Raw genomic sequence first — 23,146 nt, forward strand, 5'->3', positions numbered from 1 at the left:
CCCCTTTTCTATCATGCCGATTTTATACGATTGATGATTGTTAAATGGCAGCAAATGCAAGCCGACAATACGGATATGAAAAGGAAGGTCCCAAGCGGGGAGTGGGATAGCGGCAGGAACGACCAGTCGCCTCGCCGAAGCTGAGGCATCGCCAAGTCGGAAAGGCCGGCTTGCGCAACTGCTGCCCGCCCATCGTTAGACCGGTCGCGATCAGCGCGATATGCGCATGGATGAATCCAGACCGGTGGTGTCTTTGCGGCTGCAGAGCCACTCGAATCCCGAAAATCGATGCAAGCATCAACAGGATCGTGGCGCTCCAAATTCCAACGCCGGGTACCGCCAAAAGCAGATAGATGGGCTCGCGCATGACCGGAAGTACCGTCATATGCAGCCACTAGGCGGACGCACTTGATGGGTGGCTTTCCAAGAGTGGTATGCTGAGAACGAAGATCGATGCTACCGCGTAAGCCAATGATGGGGCAAGTCGCATCAGCGTGAAAATAGCGATCCGCATGCGGCGTTCCCTCTTTGGCCTGGCGAGCAGGTAGGCGACGCTGATTAATTTTCTACGCTGAGAATCACTGAGAACAGGATACCAACTTTGAATAGTTGGCATTTATCACCTTGGCGCGTTCCGCGCGAAGACGGTATCTGTCGCTTTTTTGCGACTACTCGCTTAAATTCTTGAGTTGTTAGGTTTTTTTTATGATGATTTCCGGTGAACACATCCGAGTCTTGGGTAAGAATGTCTGATGGGGGGATCAAGTTGTCAATGTTGCAAATCAGAGCTGGGACTAAATGCATTGCGTTTTTGATAGCGACTGGCGTGATCTTAGCTGGTTGCCAGTCGTCCAGCGTTGATGGTCTGGCTGCTTATGGCGACAGTGCAAAGACCCTCGAGGATGACTCAGCCGTCGCCTTCTATAAGAACGACGAGTTGATAACGACCGGCAAACTGCAGTTTCAGGAAAAGAACTACGGAAAATCCTACGCCATTTACAAGCGAGCGGTTGACGTTTTTCCGGAAGATCCGGCCGCCTGGCTAGGCTTGGCAGCCTCCGCCGACATGGTTGCCCGCTTCGACACCTCCGACCGCGCCTATCAGCAACTCTCGCGCATGATCGGCAACACCCCAGTCTACTACAACAATATCGGATATTCTCACCTGCTGCGCGGTGACTTGCGCACTGCCAGACGGTATTTCCTGAAAGCCTATGAGCTTGATCCCGGAAACGAAGTCACTGCCCGTAATCTCGAATTGATGAAGAACAGCGTGAATTACGCTCAGCGGTGATAGGGCTTTCAGCGATCTGCATCGAGACGAGAGTGCCCTTGCCGCGTTGCGAGCATCGGCGCGGCGCCTCTGGCTGCGTCCAGCGACTGCTTTAAACATTCGCGCAAAATTGTGCAGCGGTTTCGCGACAGGACATACGGAACACAAAGACCTAAAGCACTTCACATGAAGCACGGTTGATGCGACGTTCTTTGGAGGTGAAGTCGTTGTTTTACCGTGCCTTCCGAAGGATGAGCTGGCCCTCCGGCGAAAGGGTTCGTTCGTAACGCGGCAGGTCGTTGACTGCAATGCCCCCAGCCGCCATCGACGCAAGACTGCTATCCGGAGTTAGAGTTTCCGCTGGGGCGGCACGGGGTGCGAAAAATTGTGCTGGCTCCTTGCCGGGTGCGCGAAGGACCAAAGCTGAACCCATGCGAAGACCGCTTGTGTCGTTTCGCCGTTCGTTCATCATAGTCTTTTGCAGCCCATCCATCCCCTGGCGGATAAGTGCGACTTCGTCAGCCTTGGCATTATCCGCGATGTTGCGCGACTGCTTTTCCATTTGTCCCCTCAGGCCATCGATGGACCTTTTAAGCGCGGCGATGGTCTCGCGGCTCTCGCGAACATCCGCCGAGTTTTTGGCGGTATAGATGAGAACGCCAGCATTCACGGGCAGGAGCATCAGCAGCAAACCGACGAATAGCGGGCTTTTTGAGCCCCGCTGCTCTATCGCTCGCAAATTGCTTGGTTCTGCGCGGTCTGCTTCGACCTCAATACCCGGAATGCTGGTCATTCGTTTGCCCCCCATAAGTCATCAAATCTGCGTTGGACACGTAGTCCAGGAACACCCCGTGTCAGTGACAAGCCCGCAATCATTCCGACGTAAATACACCTTCCCACGCCCGTTCGAGCATACGGAGCGATGCGATCCCGGCTATGCCATTGAACTCGCAGTAAGAACTGACGAAATCCAGAAGATATTTTGGATGATAGCAAGACGCTAGCACATCGCCACCATACTTGCGATCGTAGAAAAGATTCAGGTCTGGATCACAGACAACCAATCCGGTGCCGCTGGCATAGGATTTGAAGATTCTGATATATTCGTCGCGCGACGGAGTGTTCACAAAGATCTTGTATTTGAGGCGCCGCAAGCCCGCCTCGTCGGAAAGGTCCTTCGGTGCGATATTCGTCGAAAATACGACCAGCTCGTCAAAGGGAACCCTGAACTTCTTGCCGGTGTGCAGCGTCAGGAAGTCATATCCGCGCTCGAGCGGCACAATCCAGCGATTGATAAGCGCCTGCGGCGCCACTTGTTGACGCCCGAAGTCGTCGATGATGAAAACGCCGCCTGATGCCTTCAAGTGGATGGGCGCTTCATAGACATTCGGTCCCGCGTTGAAGGTGAGATCGAGCTGATCGAGGGTCAATTCCCCGCCCGTCTTGATCACCGGACGGCGGCATTCGATCCATCGTTGATCCGCTTTCGGATGGGATTGTGTGTCAGCCTCCGATACAGGATGATGCACGGCTTCGTCATAGAAACTAATGACATGGCCGCCGACCTCGATGGCATAGGGCACCCAGATTGTTTGACGAAACAGTTGCGACGTCCGCTCGGCAATGCTCGTCTTTCCGTTTCCGGGTGGTCCGTAGAGCAGGATAGAGCGACCGGAGTTGATGGCCGGGCCGAGCTTTTCGACCAAGGCGTCTGAGAGCACCAGCCCGTCAAGGCTCTCGGTCAGCCGCTCTGGCGTTACGCGCTCGTCATGGATGGACTGCAAGCCTATTTGCCGGCAGAACGCGTCCAGCGACACCGGCGCCGGCCCGACATATTGGCTTTGACGGGACGCCGCGTGGGCATATTCGAACCCCTTCATTGAAAGCGCATACCGAATATCGGATCTGACATCCTCGCCAGCCAGGCCGCGCGCCTCGAGGTATGCGAGTTTCACGAGTTCCTTGATCAGGATATTGACGATCACTTTCGGCAATTTCATCCGGTCAGCCAGATGAGATGCCGTGGTTGTATCCTGCTCGGCTGCACATTTTGACGCCAGCCGAAGCAGGAACGACGGATCCAGTCCGGCTTGTTCCATGCTTGCCGGTGCCATCGGCATACGCGGATCGAGGGAAATGATGGCATCGTTACGATTCTGTTCGAGCGAATACTGCATACGACCTCGCTTGCTCAACCGCCGGGTTTCAGGCCGACGAGAAGACTGACGACACGGATAACAATGGGAACGAGAACGATGATAAGGCTTACCGGAAAAAGAAACGCGCCGAGCGGCAGCAGCATCTTGACCGGCAGGGCGTTTGCCTTTTCCTCTGCGCGAATAATACGGAAGTCGCGCATTTCCTTGCTGTAGACCCGCAGCGTCTGCGTTACGCTGGTCCCGAGCTCCTCCGATTGGCGGAACAGAACGGATAGGGCCCGGGCCTCGTCGATCCTCAGACGGCTGGCCAGGTTAGCGAGCGCCTCGCGCAATCGCCGGCCGCCCCGCACTTCCAGCATCATGATCGAGAGATGCAGGCCAAAGTCCTGCTGGTTGTCGACGAATTCCCTGGCAACACGGTTCGCCGACGCCTCGATGCTCATCCCCGCATCGAGGCAGACGATCAGCATATCCATAAAATCGGGAAAGAGGCGGCGGTACTCCCTCTCCTTGGCAGCGCCCCGCCGGTCGATATAGATATTGACGAGAATAAAGGTCATGCCCGCAGCAAACATGGCAACAATCAGCGTTGCTATCTGCGACATGTTGGGCGCGATCCGGTTTATGGCCCAGACCGCCGCGACCAGCATGCCGATACAAATTACCGCGCGGACAACCTGGAAGGTGGTCACTGCGCCGGCAGCGAAATAGCCCGCTCGGATCAGCCGGTTCTGGGTAGAGTTCACATTCGTGTCACGGCGCGTAATCTCGAAATAGCGACGGATCAAGCGGTTTTCCGCCTCGCCGAGATCGGCAATCGTCGTATCGCTAAGATGGAACTCGTCGCCCGCCGCCGAGCTCTTCGACACACGAACCGAGACCTCACGCTGTCGAAAAAACAGTTCCGAGGCTGCCGCAGAAAATATCAGCACTGCAAAGAAGACGATGAGGTAAATTCCATACTCACTCGACATGACCGCCTCAGTACTCGAAATTGACCATCTTGTAGAGAATGACATTCCCGATGGCCATGACGGCCAGCAGCACGCTCACCACGGCCGTTCCGTGACCGCTGTCCCAGACGGGATCGAAGTAGGTCGGCGACAAGGCCTTGATCATCGCGTAGAGAAGAAACGGATAGACCGACATGAGGATCGCCGTGATGCGCCCTTCCGAGGAAATCGCCCTGACCTTTGCCTTCAGCATCATCCGGTCTCGCAGCGTCTTCGAAAGGTTCTGCAAGATCTCCACGAGATTTCCGCCGGTTCCCGCCTGTACGCTCAACGAAATCGCCAGCAGATTCAGGTCCTCGACGCCGACCCGGTCGGCCAAGTTGACAAGGGCATCGTCCAGCGTCACGCCGTAGGTGAGTTCGTCCGAGAGCAGGCCGAACTCGGTGCCGATCGGATCGGGCATCTCGCGTGCCACCAAAGAGATCGCGGCCGGCAGCGGGTGGCCGGCAGCCAGGCTGCGATTGGCGACGTCGAGCGCTTCAGGAAGCTTCAGTTCGAATTTCTTCATGCGGCGCGCCCGGGCGCGCCAGACGACCAGTGCAGGGATGAGGAGGCAGATCAGGAGAAAGACAGGTATTCTAAACAGAGTGCTCGGCACGAGGAACTGAACGACCAGCCACGTCAAGAGTGCGCCAGCAATCGCGAAGAGAGAAAATCGCCTGGCATCGAACTTTATTCCCGACTGGGCGTAGAACTGCAGCAGCCGCTGCATCATGGGGGTTTGCCGCCAACTGTCGCCGGCACCCCGCTCCTTGAGCATATCGCTATAGGTCTTACGATGATCATGGCTGACTTCGAGCAAGCTCAGCCGATGGTTTACAGCGCGGTGGCGTTCGGATGTCTTGAAGTAGCCGCGCGTGATCGCTTCGACAGCAACAAGGGCCGCGGTGAAAACGGTCGCGTAAAGGAGAAGCAGGATCATTGAACAGGCCCCGTCTGCAGCGGTTTACCAGGATCAAAAATCGTCACGGGGATCTCGATCCCGAGTTCGGCAAATTCCTCGACGAAGCGCGGCCGGATGCCCGTGGCGCGAAATTCTCCATGGATTCGCCCGCCTTCATCGGTGCCGAGTTTCTTGAATTTCATAATCTCCTGCATCTGCACGACTTCGCCCTCCATGCCGGTAATCTCGGAGATCGAGACAACCTTGCGGCTTCCGTCGCTCAGGCGCTGGACCTGCACGATCATGGTGATGGCGGACGATATCTGCGAGCGAATGCTCAACTGCGACATCGGCATCCCTGCCATGCCGACCATCTGCTCAAGTCGGCCGACGGCGTCGCGGGGCGTGTTGGCGTGGATGGTCGTCATCGACCCCTCGTGGCCGGTATTCATCGCCTGCAGCATGTCGAACGCCTCGTCGCCGCGGACTTCGCCGACGATGATGCGGTCGGGGCGCATGCGCAGGGCGTTTTTCAAAAGTTCGCGTTGCCGGATTTCGTTGCGTCCGTCGAGGGTCGGCGGTCGGGTTTCCAAGCGCCCGACATGCGGCTGCTGCAGTTGAAGCTCGGCCGCATCCTCGATGGTGATCAGGCGCTCCCTTGGAGAAATCTGCGACGAAAGGGCGTTGAGCAAGGTGGTCTTGCCGGAACCGGTGCCGCCCGAAATGACCATCGATACCTTGCCCTTGACCGCGGCGCTGAGAAGGATGCGCATTGCATCGGCCATGGCGCCATATTGCACGAGGCGTTCCATCGTCAGCGGCTTGCGCGTGAATTTGCGGATGGAAACGAGCGGTCCATCGACCGAGATCGGCCGGATGGCGACGTTGACACGCGAGCCATCCTTGAGGCGGGCGTCGACCATCGGCGTCGACTCGTCGACACGGCGGCCAACCGCCGAGACGATCTTGTTGATCACCCGAAGGAGATGGTCCTCATCCTTGAAACGGACGGCGGTGCTCTCGAGCTTGCCGCTGCGCTCGACATAGACGCTGTTGTAGCCGTTGATGAGAATATCTGCGATTGTGTCGTCGGCCAGCAGCGGCTCGATCGGTCCCAGCCCGAGCATCTCGTCGGTAATATCGCGGATCAGATCGTTGATTTCCTTAGCATTCAGCGGAAAGTTGTTACTCCGAATATAGTCCTTGACCAACGGCCGGATCTCGGTGGCGATCTCCTCGTTGTCGAGTGTGTCGAGGATCCCGAGGTTGATGCGATCGAGCAGGTAGCGGTGCAGATTGACCCGCTCGGAAACCATGTCCGGCCCGAGCGAAGCCTCTTCTCCACTCGCCGTGGCGTTATCAGAGGCCGGTTGGGCAGGCGTGTTCTGAACTGCGCCGAGAGACGGTTCAGCTGCCTCCGGACGGCTTTCAGGCTCCTGCTGCTTGTAGAATCGCCCCGTGATGCCGTTCGCCATGCTTCCCACCCCTGAACTATTTTACAATGACCGTGGAACCGACTTTCACCCTCTTGTAGAGATCGATGACGTCGGCATTGCTCATGCGAAAACAGCCAGATGAGGCGAAACCGCCGACCGTCGACTGCTCGTTCGTTCCGTGAATGCGGTAGAGCGTGTCTGTACCGCCCTTGTAGAGATAGATCCCGCGAGCACCCAAGGGATTCAGCGGCCCTGCAGGTACCAGGTCCGGAAGTCCGGCCGAGCGCGCCTTCATCTCGGCAGGCGGACGCCAGTCGGGCCACTCTGCCTTGCGTCCAACCTTGACGGTACCGCTCCAGCGAAATCCGTCTCGTCCGACTCCGATTTTGTAACGAATCGCGCGTCCTTCGGAGATGACGAGATCCAGCGTACGGTTGCCGCTGACGATGACGATTGTCCCAGCCGCATAGCTTTTTTCGATCGTCACCACGGCGCTTGTCGTCGGCCCAAGGCTTCGTGGTACAAGCCCGGCTGCCGCGGCATTCCCGGCGGCGGCCAGAATTGCCAAAACGGCAAGGCCGGCACCGGCGGCGCGGGATCTTTTACGCCCACTGTCGATCGCCTTCATCGCACCAGTGCTCCAAGTTTACCGACCGCGCCGCAGAAGCGCGCCCGGGAATTCACTTGAAATGGCAGCACGCCACGGTTGACGGCCTCGCTCAAAGTCTCCCAGTCATCCGCAATGACATGAGTCGGGATCTCCTTGAATATCTTTTCCGTTTGCTGCCGGCGCAGGCCGAGGCCGAAAAGCTTGGCGCGATATTTGTTGATGACGATGAATATCTGATCCGAACTGCCTCGCAGCCGTACCAGATTGGCAAACAAGTCCTTGGCTTGAGAAAGCGCAGGGACCGTCATTTCGGTGACGATGCAGATGCTGTTGACCGAACTGAGCACCTCGTATTTCCACGGCGTATCATAATAGGGAATGTCGATGATGGTATGGTCGCTCTCGAAGGCGGCCACGTCGAGCATACGCAGCACGAGTTCCCCGCCCTTCGGTGCCAGGAGGACCGCTGGCTGCTTGAAGGACAGCAGTGAAAAGCCCCCCGAATGACGCTTTCGAACCAGATCGATGAACTCCAGATCGACCCGGGAAGGATTGGCGATGACTGGTTTCAAGTCGTAGTCGTTGACGAGGTTGAGATAATAGCCAAGCATCCCGGAGGAAAAATCCGTGTCGAACAGGTCAATCCGCGGCGTGGAATTCTTGGTCGGCTGGGCCAGCACATGCGCAAGCGACGAAGCGATCATGCTGGCGCCCGCGCCACCGACGGCTGAGACCACGGCATGCACCCGGCTGTCGCTGGCTCCAGTGCCTGGCGCATGGGTCGAAATCATGTCGATCAGGGCGCGGCGCTCCAGCGGCTTCTTCAGCCAGTCGTTGCCGTTCAGGCGGAAGAGCAGCCGCATCATGTCATCCGGCAGGTCTTCCGAAACGACGACGAGCGGAATGTGCCGATAGCTGGTGCGAAATGTGAAGATCTCCGGTTGCTGCAGTAATTCCCCGTTGTCGACGTCGAGAACGATCAGGTTGAACTGCGTCGGATCGAACCGGCCCTTTTCTCCGAGTGCCTTCAGCGAGAGATGGCGAACCTCGTAACGCGAAAGTGACCCGAACGTATCGAGCATGAAGCTCGCTGCTGCCGCGTCGTCGGAGAGAACCAATATCTTGGTGGATGCGGCAATGTTCATGTGAGCTGTCATTTTCGCTTTCCTACGCGTTATAAGGGGTCAGCAGGTTGAGCAGGTCTTTAGATCTTCCGTCGTGATCGTCACCGGATGGGCCGGGATGGTAATGTCGTTGAGCCCTAACAACCCGCCGAGGATCGGCAGATCGAAGGTGATGTCGCGCACCTCCAGCCGCATCGTCAGCACAGGCCCTTCCGGCCGACCCCAGTAGCCCAGTCCCGATCGCTGATAGGTGGCGACGACGTTCGTCGCGCCAATCCGCGGATTGATGTGGCACATTCCGATCTGGGCAACAGAGGCCATATTCGGACAATCTTGCGCGTCCTTTGACCCATAGACAATGCGCCTCAGTTCGGCGCTGCATCCCGAACCCGTGCAGGTCGCGGAGATGCTCGCATCGTTCGGTGTGGCCTTGCCGTTGTTGAGTGGATCGCTCGCGTCTGTCGGGAAGGCGGTGCTGAAGGCCGTAGCCGAAAGCAGCGGATCGGATACTGCCGCCAGGCGGGCACCATATTGCAGTGCCTTGACCGTCTGATTCCACTGCGCCATGGCATAGCCGAACTCGATGAAGGTGGCGAATACCAGCATGACGATCGGAAAGGTCAGCAATGCTTCGACAAGGCTGACACCACTGCTATCCTGCCAGAATGCCTTGATTGCCCTAGAGGTCACCATCCGATGTATCTCTCTTCATGGAAGGAACTGATGGTGATGGCGCCGATTCCCAGAAAGCCGAACACCGGCGAGGTCTGGTAGAGATGAGCGGTGGAAATGGTGATGTCCCCGTCCGCATCCGGCGCAGTGATGGTGATGTCGGCAGGGTTATTCCAGCCGGGGACGCGGGGTATGGCGCCTGCCGCGGGTGTTTGCGTTCCGTAAAAGGCGATCGTCTTCGCAGTCGCCTGATTGCATGTCGGCACATAGGTTCCCGACACCGGCCGGCATCGCGAGAGGTAACGCCCCGCATCGCGCAAGCCTGCGTCGATCTGCATACGCTGCCAGAAGATGCTGCCAAACTCGAGTATACCAGCCGCAAAGATCGTCACAAAGGGGATGGCGAGCAGCGCTTCGGCAAGCACTGCGCCTTCCTCACGCCGCAAGAAGCCGAGGCAAAGCCGATCCCGTATAAAATTGCGGAGCGCCATCATCTGACCAGTTCCGCTTCTTCCCGCAGCAATTCGTCTGCCGTACCGCGACCACCCTTGCCGGTGATGTCGATCATCTCCAGGGAAAGGTATCGTTCGCTGGAATCCTTTATCGCCGGCTTGGTCAGGAACATGCGCGCGAAGGCCACGGCGCGTGTGGCCTTGTGACCGTTTAAATGGCCGACCGAGGCTTCATAGCCACAATTGACAATGGCGGAGAAGATTTCGCGGCGATCACCATATTCGGCCGCCGTATAGTTCGAAAGGTCCGGGCCGGTATAGCACTGGCCGCCCATTACCGGTTTGCCGGTCTCGCCATTCGCCGAGGCATGGTTGATCAGAGATGCGTTGGCAAGCTCGTAACGATAAACATCGTATGCGGAGGGTCGGCTTGGTGTTCCAGTCGCCTGCGGGGGATAACTGGAGTAGTTGCTGAGGACCGTGCTAACCGATGGCGCAGCCGTGCCCTGCGAGACGTTCCAATAGGTCGTGTAATCCCAATTGTTGCTGCTGCTGATCTTGCCGCCGGAAAGCAAGGCCATGGCCGCTCCGTAGCCGAGCGGCAAAGCCTTGGTCGCATCGCCGACAACCTCTCCGACCTTGACGGGATCATAGGTGTCGCAGCCCGCCTTTCCCTTGGTGATTGCCCGAGCGGAGCGTACGTTTTGGGCAGGACGGTATCGATAATCTCCCTTCGACTTGTTGAAGGAGGAGGAGTAATAGCCGAAGCGCGTATTCACCCCGTCCTCGATCGGCCCCGCCATTCCGCCGGTCTCCGTATCGAGGTTGTCCTGTGTATAGCAGGCGCCGGGATTGCCGGTGGCAAGAGCCTCCGCCAGCACGGACGCACCATTGCCCAAGGGGGTACGCAAGAACCCGAAATTGCCGGGACCGGGATTGGACACCGAGGTGCTGTGAAGCTCGATCTGTCGCCCGTAGAGATTGCCGGCGGCAAAATTGGTGTGTAGGGCCGTTGCTGCAGTTTCGCTGGCGCTTTCACTCGTGTTCCCTGCGGGCTCGAACGGATTGCAGATAAAGATCGGCGTCACGTCGCAGGCGCTGGCATGGTATACGGCCACGGCATCGGCAGCGATATTGATCGTACTGCGGGTGAACCCAACCGGAACCGGAAAGATCGTCTGCATCGCTTGCGGCTTGGCGATGACCCAGGCGTAGGACGCTTCGCTGGCCACTGTCGTTTCCATGGAAGACGGGATTGATGTATCGTCGCTGGCCGGGATGTTCTTCAAAAAGAACACGGTGACCGTGCTGCCGGCGTCATTTCCGGCGTTATAGGTCATGCTGATGTGCGAGCCGAGCGACATGCCGGTTCCGCCGCCGGAAAAAGCCGCGCTATTGGCGATTTTCTCGATCGCGGTCTGCGCCCTCGAAATGGCATCATCGCGGCCATCGAGTTCGCGGGCTCCGGCCAGCGCCATTGCATCGACCGCGTTCTGGAGATCGGTGTGCAGGTTGCTGCTGCGGCCGACATCGATGACCAGCAGCGAAAAGCCGAGAAGCATTGGCATGGCGATGAGCGTCAAGGCGATGACATAGCCACGATGATCGTTCCAGAACCGTCTGACAACCCTGCTCAGCATCGGCATACCCCCATCACGGCGCTATCGCCGCGACGCCCCGTTTCGTGCATTTTCCCTTCCGGCGCTGCCGCCGTTCATGCCTTTCGAATGGCTACTGGCTGACAGTGGCCCCACTGGACGCGCCATTCGCCCCCATGGCCGGCGACGGCTGAACAACGCCCGCCCCACCGTTCTGATATTGAGTGACCACCCTGCGGATCACCTTGCCGTCGCTTGCGATTCGGGTTCGCTGGGCTTCCGGCGGGAAGGGGTCCTCGATATGGATGGCCTTGTTTGCTTCCACGGCATTGCCGAGCCCGAAGGTGATCGAGTCGCGATGGTTCATGTAGTCGGCACAGCCGGAAGCGAGGCCGGCGGCTGCAAGCACGAGAAGGGCGCGTTTAGCGTTTTGTAACAACAACCTGGCCTCCCTGATTCAGGTCGAGACGATGGCCATAGGGCCCGGTCACACCTTCGCCATTGCGAAAGCGGCGGAGCATGTCCTTGTCGACTTCCAAGACACCGAGTGCGAAAAGCTCGACGTCATTGGACGAACGTGTCTGATCGAGCGGACTATAGAGGTCCTCACCCGGGCGGGCCGGTCGCACGATGTGCGGGGTAACGACGATAACCAGGTCGGATTCTTTCTTCTGGAAACTGGTCGAACGGAACAGCGCGCCGAGGATCGGTATCTTCCCGAGGCCCGGCAACTGCTGGATGTCTTTGGCATTGATCGACTGCAGCAGGCCCGCCATGGCAAAACTCTGGCCGTCGCGAAGCGCTACCGTGGTGCTGGCAGCGCGCGAGATGAAACCCGGATTGCCGTTGACGTTGATCGATGGATCAAGCTCGGAAACTTCAGGCTCGATCTCCAGATTGATGACGCCGTCGTCAAGCACCACCGGCTTGAATGTCAGCCGCACGCCGAAGGGGCGATAGTCCGTCTCGGTGGCGACTGTCGTGCCGTTGTTCGTCGTCTTCAGGATCGGCACTTCGCCGCCGGCATGGAAGCTGGCGGTCGAGCCGCTCATTGCGATGAGGTTCGGCTGGGCAAGGCGACGCACCAATCCCTTCTGCTCGAGCGCATTGATGACCACGTCGATGCGGCCGCCCGAGATTTCCAGCACCTTGGCGATCAACTGGCCGAAGGGCAGCATACCGGTTGCCGCACCCTTGGGGTCAAGGAGGGAACGGGCCAGGTTGCCGTCATCGTCTACGGTGATACCCTGGCTGGTCGTCGCCTTGCCGATGCCGTTGTTGCCGTGCCCTGACCAACCGATCCCGAGGTCACGACCGGTCTGGCGCGAGGCTTCGATGACACGGACCTCCAGCATCACCTGCTGGCTGTCACTGACGCGCAACTGGTTCAGCACCGGCTGGTCGGAATAGGACTGGGCGACTTCCATCACCCGCTGCAATTCGATGCCGTCACGGACCATGCCTGTCAGGCGAATGCGATCGTTGGAGTTGACCACCGTGACCCGGGCCGAGGGCGCGGCAGAGCGAATGGCGGCGGCGACTTCGGTGAAATCGCTGGCAACGCGGATGTCGATGACGCCGAGAAGCGACTTGTCGTCGCCATAGACCGAGATATTGGTGGCGCCGATTTTCTTGCCGCGAATGAACAGCGAGTGGTCGGAAAGCGGCACCACGTCGATCATGTCGGCGCTGCCGATGACGAGATCGCCGAAGGGCTGGCCGGTATTGAGCGTCAGCGTCGCGTTCGGAGGCAACGTCACACGCTGGACCGATTTGCCTAAGATGACCGACTTTTCCTGTGCGTTGACGCAGCCGGCAAATCCGGGTCCTAAACACACACAGGCCGAAAACACTGCCGCGAGTGCCGCAAGGCTTTTCGTCCCTGCGATTCTTCTCTTGCCGTTCGCCATGCCTGCTGTTGCCCCCTCATTCGGCTCGCCGCACCTGCGGCATGCCGCAAATATTACTGGACCAGGCCGACTCTGTGCTCCTCGCGCTTCGTCGTGTTCCAGACCCCCACCGTCACCCACTTCGGCTCGACCGGCAATACCGGCTCGACCTTTTGCTCTACAATCTGCACTTGTTTTTCAGGTTCTGGCAACTTATTCTTTTCCAGATCCTTGCTGAGCTCGGTCGCCATCGCGCCGCCACCGAGGTCGGCGACGGTGATCGGCCGGGTTTGCTCGACCGAGGAAGAGGCAATATTGCGAAGCGCCAGCGAGAGCGTGCCGATACTGGAGCCGAGGGTAAGGCGCTGCGCCTCATCGGTCGTGACCTCGAAGGTCACGGTTTTGACGACGGATGGTTCGTCCTTGCGCTCGTCTGCCGTCTGGTCCACCGCCAGCACCTTGACGCCTTGCAGCAGCACGTCGACGAAGGTCTGATCGTTGCCTGCCGGTCCGCGCACGACCCGCGTCAAAAGCACGTCGACGCGATCGGAAGGCCTGACAAAGCCGGCAACGCCGAGCACGTCGTTGACGCGGATGGAAACCGCCTTCATGCCCTGGTCGAGCGCGGCCGACAGCGTCGCGCGTTCGCCGGTACCGGTGATTTTCGAGGATAGCACCGGCTCGCCAGGATCGATCGCCGCCATGGCATAACGCGGCTGGGCATCGCTGCCGACAACCATCTCGACGCTGACGAATGAGCCTGCGGGTGTTTCATTGGAGGGCCATGGAATGGCTCGTAGATTTTCGGGCCGGATCCGGTCACCGAAGCGCATTGGCTTGGCGGCGACAACGAGTGTCCTTTCCTCGGCCTTCATGCCGTTCATCGCCAGCAGCCGGGCCTTCTGATCGGAGAGATACGCGCGCATGCCGAAAACTGCTGCTGCGGCGAGTACAAACGCAATGACGAGACTTAAAATCGTTGAAGAACGCATCGCGGTTACTCGCTACACTGGACGGACTGCATCCATTCATTACTGCTAATTTAGAAGGGAGGGGTTAACAAAACCCCTCTTTTCAGCTCAAAAACGCTGCTCAGGAAGCAGCTGAGGTGCATCAACCCGCCGCCGCCGGCGCAGTCAGGTCTTGTGCTTGGAACCAAGTGGCCCACGATCCCCATGCAGTGTTGAGTTCACCGCCGATCAGGACAACTGATGCAACAACTCCGCCGACCAACAAACCAAGCAGAATAAGATATTCAGTCAGTGCGACGCCATCTTCTTCCCGCGCGAAAGCGCGTACGCTATTTACAAATGCTTTCATCGAGAATTACCTCCAGGTACGTGGTGCGCCGTCATTTCCCCCGGTCGCCTTGTCGTCGAGACCGCCCCTTCGACTGGAAATATTAATAATCTGTTAAGTCTAATTTAGTCAATTGTTTTATACGCAGACGATCGGCATCTATACTTTTATGGTTAAGACGAAAGTCCGCGGTGCCAGTCTAAGACCATGATTTATTCGTCTGGACTAGTGGATAAAAACTTGAGACGCAGGCTAATAATAGCCCAAAAGGTTGGATCTGATGCTGGAAATGATCATTGTTGTTAATTCGCTTTCAGTATTACTTTTTCTCTACGCCGCCTGGACCGATTTCCGGACATGGAAGATCCCCAACACGATCGTGCTTGCGCTCGTGACACTTTATGTACTGCGCGCGGTGGGTGTGATGCTTGGCTCCGAGGATGTCGGCGCTGCTCTCTTTGCGTCGAGCGGAATTGGCGGCGACGTCGGGGCCGGTCTGCTGATGTTTATGCTCGGAGTGGCGCTCTGGGCGTTCCGGCTGTTTGGTGCAGGGGACGCCAAGCTTTTTCTGCCGATCGGCCTTTTTGTCGGATGGCATGGAATGCTGCCGTTTTCGTTTTTCCTCCTCATCCTTGGCATCGTCACACTGCTGGCCCTGCGGCTGCCGGTGCCATTGCCCGTCGCACACCTCGCCTTTTTCATGCGCATCGAGGAAATTCGGGCGAGCCGGAAGATACCTTATGGCGTCGTCATGGTATTCGCCGCGCTCCTCACCTTGGCCTTGCCCATTATCCGACAGCAACTGCAGCTACGATGACCCGGCGTCGACAGAACTTCCTCGCAAGAGCCCCTTCGCATTCACGATCGTTTTCAGCAGAATCTGTTTTTCACCGCCGATCAGCTCGCACAGAAGACTGGCCTATCGCGCCCACAGTCGATGCGGCGCGAACGGTATTGTCGAGAAAGCGACGGGTCGCGAGAGTGGTCGCGTTTCAGCTATAGGCGGCGCTCTCATGCCGGCCTGAACGGCAACATCTCACATCATCAGTCAAAGCTGTCTGCCAGCAGAACCGCGGAGAGCTTCTTTATTCCCACGGCAAATCTTACCTGCAAATTCTCGGTCACCAGGATTGAGGGCAACCACCGATGCCGTCGAACGCATGGACGAGCGCGAAAAAGAACATATGTTCGAGGGGTCCTTCCTTTCTTGAAGCCTCAAACCAAACAGCACGGGCACACATCCATGACCAAAGGCTCCGATCTTCTAGTGGCAGCGCTTGAGAACGAAGGTGTCGATCGCATCTTCGGCATTCCCGGCGAAGAGAATCTCGACGTTGTCGAATCCATCCGCAAGTCGTCGATTGAGCTCGTGCTCACCCGACACGAGCAGGCAGCCGCCTTCATGGCGGCGACCTATGGCCGCCTGACAGGCAAGCCCGGCGTCTGCCTGACGACTCTCGGGCCCGGCGCGCTGAACCTCTCGACGGGTGCCGCATACGCCCTGCTCGGGGCGATGCCGATGGTGATGATCACTGGTCAGAAAGGCATCCTCTCGTCCCGCCAGGCGCGCTTCCAGGTGGTCGATGTCGTTGCGTCCATGAAGCCGCTGACGAAGCTCGCAAGGCAGATTGTGTCGCCGCAGATGATCCCGACGACGGTCAGGGAGGCGTTCCGCATCGCCCAGGAGGAAAGGCCGGGGCCGGTGCATCTGGAGCTTCCGGAAGATATTGCGGCCGAAGAATGCCAGGAGGTGGCGCTGATTGCGCCGCATCAGCTCGAACTGCCGACGGCAAGCGATGCGGCCCTCGATCGCGCTGCCGCCCTCATCGCCGCAGCCAAACGTCCGCTTCTGATGTTCGGGGCCGCCGCCTCGCGTCCCCGCTCGACATCGGATATTGCGCAGTTTGTGATCCGTACGCGCATTCCGTTCTTTACCACCCAGATGGGGAAGGGAACGGTGCCCGGCGGAACCGAACTTTATATGGGCACCGCCGCGCTGTCGGAGCGGGATTATGTCCACGAGGCCATTGAACAGGCAGACCTTATCATCACGATCGGGCACGACACGATCGAGAAACCACCCTTCATCATGGGCAAGGGCGGCCCGAAGGTCGTTCATGTCGGATATCAGCCGGCGACCGTCGAGCAGGTCTATTTCCCGCAGTCCGAGGTCATCGGCGACATCGGCCCTTCGCTGAAGGCGCTGGCGGATCGCCTCGAGGGCAAGCTGCCAAACGCGCAGGCGCTTCTTCATCTCCGCGAGCGCATTCTCGAGCGCATCGCCGCGCGGGCAACAGAAGATCGCTTCACGCCACAGCGGCTGGTCCACGACATAAGAGAGGTGATGCCGCATGACGGCATCCTAGCGCTCGATAACGGCATGTACAAGATCTGGTTTGCCCGGAACTACCGGACGCGGATGGCGAACACGCTACTGCTCGACAATGCCCTTGCAACGATGGGAGCCGGGCTGCCATCGGCGATGGTTGCCTCGATGCTCTATCCCGAGCGGCGTGTCATGGCGATTTGTGGTGACGGCGGCTTCATGATGAACTCGCAGGAACTCGAAACAGCCGTCCGGCTGAAACTCAACCTCGTCGTCCTCGTCATCGAGGACAATGCCTACGGCATGATCCGCTGGAAGCAGGCGGTGGACGAATTCCCGGATTTCGGGATGACCTTCGGCAATCCCGACTTCGTGAAATATGCCGAATCCTACGGCGCCAAGGGAACCAGGGTCGACGATATCAGCCGGTTCAAACAGGTGCTCGAAGAGGCTTTCTCCGGCGGCGGTGTGCATCTGGTGAATGTGCCGGTGGACTACTCTGAAAATGAACGCGTGCTGGTGAAGGAGCTTCGCGAACGGCTCCCCGCGAAATTGGAGGCCTGAGATGCCGCGCACCATGAAGGTCTACCAAGCGTTCGACCGCGAGCCGATTGCAGAGCTGCCGGCAGACGACGCGGCCGCGCTCGAGCGCAAGCTTCAGCTCGCCGCCAAAGCCTTCGCCGATCGCGACGGCTGGCTGCCCGCGCATCAGCGGTTGGCAATCCTCAGAAAGGCGTCGGCACTTCTGCAGGAGAACCGCGATCGTTTTGCGATGATGATCGCCCGTGAAGGCGGCAAGCCGCTGACGGATGCGATCATCGAGGTGACGCGCGGGATCGACGGCCTCCTCAATGCGGCGGACGAGCTGCGCAACTTCGGCGGCAAGGAAATCCCCATGGGGCTGACTGCGGCCAGCGCGAACCGATGGGCCTTCACCACCAAGGAGCCGATCGGCGTCGTGGCGGCGATATCGGCCTTCAACCATCCGCTCAATCTCATCATCCACCAGATCGCGCCGGCGATCGCCGTGGGTTGCCCGGTGATCATCAAGCCGGCAGCGCCGACCCCGATTTCCTGCATCGAGATCGTCAAGCTATTCTGGGAGGCCGGTCTCGACGAACGCTGGTGCCAGACCCTCATCACCGAGGACAATGCGCTTGCCGAGGCCTTCGCAACCGATCGTCGCGTCGCGTTCCTGAGTTTTATCGGCTCGGCAAAGGTCGGCTGGTACCTCAAGGCCAAGCTGCCGCCGGGCACCCGATGCGCGCTTGAGCATGGTGGAGCAGCACCCGTCATCGTCGACCGCAGCGCCAATGTCGATGCGATCGTCGGCACCATTGTCAAAGGTGGCTATTATCACGCCGGGCAGGTCTGCGTGTCGGCCCAGCGTCTCTTCGTGCATGAAGATATTCTGGCTTCCTTCACCGAGGCGCTCGCTGCCAGGGTGGCAGCCCTGCATGTCGGCGATCCCACGGTTATGCAAACCGAGGTAGGGCCGCTCATTTTGCCACGCGAGGCAGACCGCGTCACGGCCTGGATCAAGGAGGCGACGGACGCCGGAACCAGGCAGATCGGGGGCGGTCGGATGTCCGAGACGACACTTCTGCCTTCGGTTTTGCTGAACCCGCCTGCAGACGCGAAAGTGTCGGTGCTCGAGGTTTTCGGACCGCTGACCTGCGTCTACGGCTACCGCGACCTCGACGAAGCGATCCGCATTGCCAACTCGCTGCCTTATGCCTTCCAGGCGAGCGTCTTTTCCGCCGACATAGCGATTGCTCTCAGGGCGGCAAAACACTTGGATGCATCGGCCGTTCTCGTCAACGACCACACCGCGTTCCGTACCGACTGGATGCCTTTTTCCGGACGCAGGCAGTCAGGATACGGGGTCGGCGGCATTCCCTGGACGATGGAAGAGATGGCCGACGACAAGATGGTGGTGTTCAACCAGGTCACTTAGGGGCAGCGATGATGGGATCAACTGTTCGATTTCCATCGGCAGGTAAAACCCTTGGATAATAGACGATGCCTTCGCCGACGTGGTCGGTCCCGCGTCTGCATAATTCTAGTGCGGCGACGGGATCGACGTCGCGCACCGCTCAAAATCAGACAAACATTGGATAACCGCTTGCTCGGCCAGGATGGACTTGCCTCGCCCACAGCCGGGAGGCATGGTCTGTCTCGGAACAACGGAATCACAAAACTGCGGACGAGAGGTCTTTGGCCATGCTCGAAAGCTCGCAGCGCATCGCAAACATGGCTGATTAATGTTTTCCTTCCTGCACAGTTCAGACCTGCATATTGGCAAACGATTTGGCAATCTTCCGGAGGATTTGAGAGGGCGCCTGCGCGAGGCACGGCATGGTGTCATCGCCAGGCTTGCCGCTGCAGCACGAGAGCATGGCGCTGGCGTCATTCTGCTCGCCGGCGACACCTTCGACACCGAGACGCCGACGCCTGCCGTGCTTCGGCAAGCGCTTGGCGAGATGGCCCGGAATACGCCGCTGCGCTGGGTCTTGCTTCCCGGCAACCACGACTCGCTGCTGGCCGATCAGCTCTGGAGTGCTGCGCGCGGTGTGGTGCCCGACAATGTCATCCTGGCGACGGAAGCGGTGCCTCTTCCGCTTGGGCCTGATGTCATCCTGCTGCCGGCGCCTTGCACGACCAGGAGGCCGGGCCGCGACCTGACCGAATGGATGACGGGTGCCGCCACAGCGGACGGCGCTATCCGCATCGGCCTCGCCCATGGCCCCATCCAGGAATTTTCGGAGGATGCCACGGCCGCCAACGTGATTGCGCCGAACCGCGCGGCACTGGCCGGCCTCGACTACATGGCGCTCGGCGATTGGCACGGATCGGTGGCGGTGGACGCCAGAACATATTACAGCGGCGCGCCCGAGCCGGACCGTTTCAAGCATGACCGGCCGGGGCAGGCGATGGTCGTTTCCATTGCCGGGCAGGGGGCGATGCCGACGACGACGACGGTGACGACCGCCAGCTTTTCCTGGCGGACATTGCAGCTTCCGCTGCTGGCGTCGGAAGACGGCGTTGAAGTGCTGAAGGCCGCGTTGCCGGAACCGTTCGCGCGGCGACAAACCCTGCTGCGCGTGGCGCTGTCCGGCCGTGCCCGGTTGAACGGGCGAACGGCGATGATCAGCCTGCTGGAGCAGGTCGCGCCGGAATTTGCGCATCTGGAGATCGATGCCGACCTTTTGGGGACCGACTGCGAGAGCGATGATCTGGAGACCATCGACCGAGCCGGTGCGCTGCGCGATGCTGCGGAATTGCTTCTTGCCGAAAGCCTCGACGAGGCCCGTTCCGGCGATGACAGGGGCGTGGCGCGCCAAGCGTTGATCCGCCTGTTTTCCTATTGCGAGGCGATCGATCGATGAAACTCACCGCCCTTCGCCTCCACAATGTCAAACGCTTCGCCGGCCGCGGAATATCCGTCGAAGGAATCGCCGACGGCGTCAATGTGCTGAGCGCCGCCAACGAACATGGAAAATCAACCTGTTTCGAGGCGCTGCATGCCCTGTTCTTCCAGCCGCACAGCGGCAACCCAAAGAGCGTGCAGATGCTGCGCCCCTATAGCGGCGGCAATCCGATCGTCGAGGCCGATATCACGATCGAAGCCGGCCACTACCGCCTGACCAAGCAGTTCCATAGCGGACGGCGCGCCAGCGTCACCGATCTCGGCAGCGGCCGGATCGTCGCCCAGGCCGATGAAGCCGAGGCTTTCATCGGCGATCTCATTTCCGGCGGAACCTCCGGCCCGGCAGGCCTGCTCTGGGTGCGCCAGGGCGTCACCGGCATCGAAAATCGCAGCAAGAGCGAGGAAGAGAACGACAAGCGAGTGCGCGAAAGCCTGCTGTCTTCGGTGCAGGGCGAGGTGGAGGCGCTGACGGGAGGACGGCGCATGTCGGCGGTGCTCGAAGCCTGCGAGGAAGAACTCAATCGCCTGGTCACCGCAACGCTGCGGCCGAAGGCAGGAGGCCGCTTTGCCGCCGCGCTCGAGGAGCGTGACAGGCTGCAGGAGGAGGAGGCGCGGCTGGCCAAGGAGGTGGAGATGCTGCACGGCGCACTCGACCGCCGCCGCTCGGTGCAGGCGAGACTCGGCGAACTGGAAAACCCTGATGAGGAAGCCGGCCGGAAAACCGCGATTGCCAACGCCGAGTCGGTGCTCGAAGCCGCTAAACTGCATGACAGGGAACTCAAAGCGCTCGACGCAGAAGGTGCCTTGGCCGCCAGCCGCCGCGATCAGGCGCAGCAGGCATTCGACCGCTTCCACGCAGCATTGAACCGCAGCGGCGAACTGGCGCGGCGTTTCGCCTTGGCGGAGAAAGAGCTTTCAAATGCAGCCGAGCGACGCGCGGCATCGCTTGTTGAAAGCGAGGCTGCAACGGCGGAGGTGCAGGCGGCCGAAGAGGAGGAGCGGTTGAACCGCGAACTGCTTGCGCGGCTGGAGGCAGCGCTACGTTCATGCCACGCCGCCGAGCGTCTGGCCGAGGTCCGTCTGCGTCTCGAACAGGCGGAAGCGGCGCGCCAGCAGATCGAGGATGGGGAGGCGGCGCATGCATTGCTCGCCATTCCAGCCGATGCCATCGAACGGCTTGAAGCACTCGACATCAAAATCGTCGGCTTGCGCGCAGCCGCCGAGGTCGGCCTTCCCTCACTCAGGATCGATTACCTGAAGGACGTTTCCGGATTGGTGAGCATGGACCGCCAGCCTCTGCATGGGGGCGAGGATAAGAGCTTTGCCGGAATGGCGAGGCTTGACATAACAGGCATAGGCACCCTGACCATCCATTCCAGCCGGCAGGCCGACCACAATGGGGCGCTGGAGACCGCGGAAGCCACGCGCCAAACATTGCTTGCCAAGCTCGGTGTCGACAGTCTGCGGACGGCGCGGCAGCGCGATATTGCTGCGCGAAACAAGCGGGAGGAACTGGTGAGGGCGCGCCAGCGGCTCGCCGAACTCGCTCCGAATGGCATTGACGAGCTTCACCTCGACGCCGCACGCTTTGCCGAACTCAGCCAAGGTCCGGTCGAACTTGACGCCAACCCGGAAGAGGTGCGTGCCCGTCTCGCGGATGCGACACGGCGCATCGAACTGGCGCGCAACCGGGCGCGGGAGGCGTCAGTGATGCGCACGGAAGCCGGCGAGGCCATATTGCGCGCGCAGACCGAGCACGCCAGGCTTGGCCAGGAACGCGAGGCCATTGAGGCGGTCATCGGCCCTGAGGCGGGCCGAAATGAATTGCAACAGAACCTCGCCGAAAAACTCTCCAGCGCCAAAGAGCAGGTCGATACGATCGAACTCAGGGCCGCGCCTTTGCGCAGGACAGGGCGGGACCTCGCAGGCGCGGAGGCTGCCCTTGCCAGGGCGCGCTCGGTCGCCGACGCCGCGGGCCGCGAAATTGCCAGGCTTCGCGAAGAGCTTGCCGATCTCGGCGGTCAGATCCGCACCCGCTCGGACAGTGCGCTGGAAGAAAACTGGTCGGAAACGCGGGATTTTCTGGCAGCCGCGCGCGGGCAGGTGAAGCGTTTCGAAACGGAGGTCGGCGTGCTCGATCGCTTGCGCAAGGCGCTGACGGCGACGCGCGCGGCGGCGCGTGATCTTTATCTCAAGCCGGTCATGAACGAACTCGCCCCGCTGCTCGGCCTGCTGTTCGACGACATCTCGATCACCTTCGACGGCGACACGTTGCTGCCGCAAATCGTGCGCCGCAACGGCCTGGACGAGGATGTCGACCGGCTGAGCGGCGGCATGCGGGAGCAGCTCTCGGTGCTGACCCGCCTTGCATTCGCACGGCTGCTTGCCCGCGACGGCCGGCCGGCGCCTGTCATCCTTGACGATGCGCTTGTTTATTCCGACGACGACCGGATCGAGCGAATGTTCGATGCGCTGCACCGCCAATCGCGCGACCAGCAGATCCTCGTCTTCTCCTGTCGCCAACGCGCCTTCTCCAAGCTGGGCGGCAATGTGCTCACCATGCAGCCATGGCAGCCGGATTAGGGAATCGCCGAAACTCCGATCGCAGCCGAATGAAGATACGGCGGCAGGTTTTCGAGGTCGTCGCTCGCCTCGGGCGAAAAAATAACGTTATAGTTCATGTCCCACGTTATTTCTTGGCGTGAGCGGCCATGCGGGCGTCGAGTCGCCGCCTGACTTCCGCGGCGGAGAGGGCGCGCTCGGGGTGGGCTTTAATCTCGTCATAAGTTGACGCGACCTCGTCGCGCAGCCATCTCTCAACTGCGGCGTCGCGGGCGGCCAAGCTGCGCAGACCGTCGCGGATAACTTCGCTCTCGGTCGCATATTCGCCCGAACTGACTTTGGCCTTCACCATTTGCGCCATTTCCAGCGGGAGGGTGATGGTGAGTGGTTGGGTTGTACGCATGGTGTGGGTCCTCGGTT

Annotated in this window: 21 protein-coding genes and 1 pseudogene; 6 read left to right on the forward strand and 16 right to left on the reverse strand. The window is 59.9% G+C overall.

All coding sequences use genetic code 11. The features are described 5' to 3' along the window. Nucleotides 1–11: 11 nt before the first annotated feature. A pseudogene (locus N1937_RS25315) lies at nucleotides 12–514 on the reverse strand (hypothetical protein). Nucleotides 515–772: 258 nt separating this feature from the next. On the opposite strand from N1937_RS25315, the gene N1937_RS25320 reads away from it, so the two are divergent. Next, the gene (locus tag N1937_RS25320) at nucleotides 773–1,294 is read left to right on the forward strand and encodes a tetratricopeptide repeat protein (protein ID WP_026154513.1); all 522 of its coding nucleotides are present in this window, start codon (nucleotides 773–775) and stop codon (nucleotides 1,292–1,294) included. Nucleotides 1,295–1,505: 211 nt separating this feature from the next. Here N1937_RS25320 and N1937_RS25325 read toward each other — a convergent pair whose 3' ends face one another. The 14 genes from N1937_RS25325 to N1937_RS25390 form a co-directional block, all read right to left on the reverse strand. After that, nucleotides 1,506–2,066 (reverse strand): hypothetical protein, encoded by a 561-nt coding sequence (locus N1937_RS25325; protein WP_260059688.1) that lies wholly within the window; start codon nucleotides 2,064–2,066, stop codon nucleotides 1,506–1,508. 79 nt (nucleotides 2,067–2,145) lie between these two features. Continuing rightward, nucleotides 2,146–3,450, reverse strand: a complete 1,305-nt coding sequence (locus tag N1937_RS25330) for an AAA family ATPase (RefSeq protein ID WP_260059689.1) — start codon at nucleotides 3,448–3,450, stop codon at nucleotides 2,146–2,148. Nucleotides 3,451–3,464: 14 nt separating this feature from the next. Then, a complete protein-coding gene (locus tag N1937_RS25335; protein ID WP_222385901.1) occupies nucleotides 3,465–4,406 on the reverse strand; it encodes a type II secretion system F family protein in 942 nt (313 codons plus the stop codon). 7 nt (nucleotides 4,407–4,413) lie between these two features. Beyond that, nucleotides 4,414–5,367 carry a type II secretion system F family protein gene (locus N1937_RS25340; RefSeq protein ID WP_018480343.1) on the reverse strand — a complete coding sequence of 318 codons (954 nt, stop codon included), beginning with the start codon at nucleotides 5,365–5,367 and terminating at the stop codon, nucleotides 4,414–4,416. Continuing rightward, nucleotides 5,364–6,803 (reverse strand): CpaF family protein, encoded by a 1,440-nt coding sequence (locus tag N1937_RS25345; RefSeq protein WP_222385902.1) that lies wholly within the window; start codon nucleotides 6,801–6,803, stop codon nucleotides 5,364–5,366. The genes N1937_RS25340 and N1937_RS25345 overlap by 4 nt, the downstream gene beginning before the upstream one ends. A gap of 16 nt (nucleotides 6,804–6,819) precedes the next feature. Further along, a complete protein-coding gene (locus N1937_RS25350) occupies nucleotides 6,820–7,392 on the reverse strand; it encodes a L,D-transpeptidase (RefSeq protein WP_260059692.1) in 573 nt (190 codons plus the stop codon). Further along, nucleotides 7,389–8,531 (reverse strand): pilus assembly protein, encoded by a 1,143-nt coding sequence (locus N1937_RS25355; RefSeq protein ID WP_222385904.1) that lies wholly within the window; start codon nucleotides 8,529–8,531, stop codon nucleotides 7,389–7,391. The genes N1937_RS25350 and N1937_RS25355 overlap by 4 nt, the downstream gene beginning before the upstream one ends. Before the next feature lie 27 nt (nucleotides 8,532–8,558). Next, a complete protein-coding gene (locus N1937_RS25360) occupies nucleotides 8,559–9,191 on the reverse strand; it encodes a TadE/TadG family type IV pilus assembly protein (RefSeq protein WP_222385905.1) in 633 nt (210 codons plus the stop codon). Continuing rightward, nucleotides 9,185–9,664, reverse strand: coding sequence for a TadE/TadG family type IV pilus assembly protein (locus N1937_RS25365; protein ID WP_170255615.1), 480 nt, complete (start codon nucleotides 9,662–9,664; stop codon nucleotides 9,185–9,187). Before N1937_RS25365 ends, N1937_RS25360 begins: the two co-directional genes overlap by 7 nt. Beyond that, complete coding sequence (locus N1937_RS25370; RefSeq protein WP_260059694.1) at nucleotides 9,661–11,262, reverse strand: TadE/TadG family type IV pilus assembly protein; 1,602 nt, start codon at nucleotides 11,260–11,262, stop codon at nucleotides 9,661–9,663. The genes N1937_RS25365 and N1937_RS25370 overlap by 4 nt, the downstream gene beginning before the upstream one ends. Nucleotides 11,263–11,353: 91 nt before the next feature. Then, entirely contained in the window at nucleotides 11,354–11,659 is a 306-nt protein-coding gene (locus N1937_RS25375; RefSeq protein WP_222385967.1) for a hypothetical protein, read from the reverse strand. Beyond that, entirely contained in the window at nucleotides 11,643–13,130 is a 1,488-nt protein-coding gene (locus tag N1937_RS25380; RefSeq protein WP_260059696.1) for a type II and III secretion system protein family protein, read from the reverse strand. The genes N1937_RS25375 and N1937_RS25380 overlap by 17 nt, the downstream gene beginning before the upstream one ends. Before the next feature lie 53 nt (nucleotides 13,131–13,183). Beyond that, on the reverse strand, nucleotides 13,184–14,101 hold the full coding sequence (gene cpaB / locus N1937_RS25385) for a Flp pilus assembly protein CpaB (protein ID WP_222385908.1): 918 nt from the start codon (nucleotides 14,099–14,101) through the stop codon (nucleotides 13,184–13,186). 121 nt (nucleotides 14,102–14,222) lie between these two features. Then, complete coding sequence (locus N1937_RS25390; RefSeq protein ID WP_222385909.1) at nucleotides 14,223–14,429, reverse strand: hypothetical protein; 207 nt, start codon at nucleotides 14,427–14,429, stop codon at nucleotides 14,223–14,225. Between the two features lie 259 nt (nucleotides 14,430–14,688). On the opposite strand from N1937_RS25390, the gene N1937_RS25395 reads away from it, so the two are divergent. The 5 genes from N1937_RS25395 (at nucleotide 14,689) to N1937_RS25415 (ending at nucleotide 22,747) form a co-directional block, all read left to right on the forward strand. Further along, entirely contained in the window at nucleotides 14,689–15,225 is a 537-nt protein-coding gene (locus tag N1937_RS25395) for an A24 family peptidase (RefSeq protein ID WP_222385910.1), read from the forward strand. A 426-nt stretch (nucleotides 15,226–15,651) separates the two neighbouring features. Further along, the gene (locus N1937_RS25400) at nucleotides 15,652–17,298 is read left to right on the forward strand and encodes an acetolactate synthase large subunit (RefSeq protein WP_260059129.1); all 1,647 of its coding nucleotides are present in this window, start codon (nucleotides 15,652–15,654) and stop codon (nucleotides 17,296–17,298) included. A 1-nt stretch (nucleotide 17,299) separates the two neighbouring features. Further along, nucleotides 17,300–18,691 (forward strand): aldehyde dehydrogenase family protein, encoded by a 1,392-nt coding sequence (locus N1937_RS25405; RefSeq protein ID WP_260059130.1) that lies wholly within the window; start codon nucleotides 17,300–17,302, stop codon nucleotides 18,689–18,691. Nucleotides 18,692–18,998: 307 nt separating this feature from the next. Beyond that, nucleotides 18,999–20,123, forward strand: a complete 1,125-nt coding sequence (locus N1937_RS25410; protein WP_260059131.1) for a metallophosphoesterase family protein — start codon at nucleotides 18,999–19,001, stop codon at nucleotides 20,121–20,123. After that, on the forward strand, nucleotides 20,120–22,747 hold the full coding sequence (locus tag N1937_RS25415; RefSeq protein ID WP_260059132.1) for an AAA family ATPase: 2,628 nt from the start codon (nucleotides 20,120–20,122) through the stop codon (nucleotides 22,745–22,747). The genes N1937_RS25410 and N1937_RS25415 overlap by 4 nt, the downstream gene beginning before the upstream one ends. 106 nt (nucleotides 22,748–22,853) lie before the next feature. Here the strand turns inward: N1937_RS25415 and N1937_RS25420 are convergent, their stop codons facing one another. Next, entirely contained in the window at nucleotides 22,854–23,129 is a 276-nt protein-coding gene (locus N1937_RS25420; RefSeq protein WP_260059133.1) for a ribbon-helix-helix domain-containing protein, read from the reverse strand. Between the last annotated feature and the right edge of the window lie 17 nt (nucleotides 23,130–23,146).

The organism is Rhizobium sp. WSM4643 (genome assembly GCF_025152745.1).
GTDB classification, from domain to species: domain Bacteria; phylum Pseudomonadota; class Alphaproteobacteria; order Rhizobiales; family Rhizobiaceae; genus Rhizobium; species Rhizobium leguminosarum_I.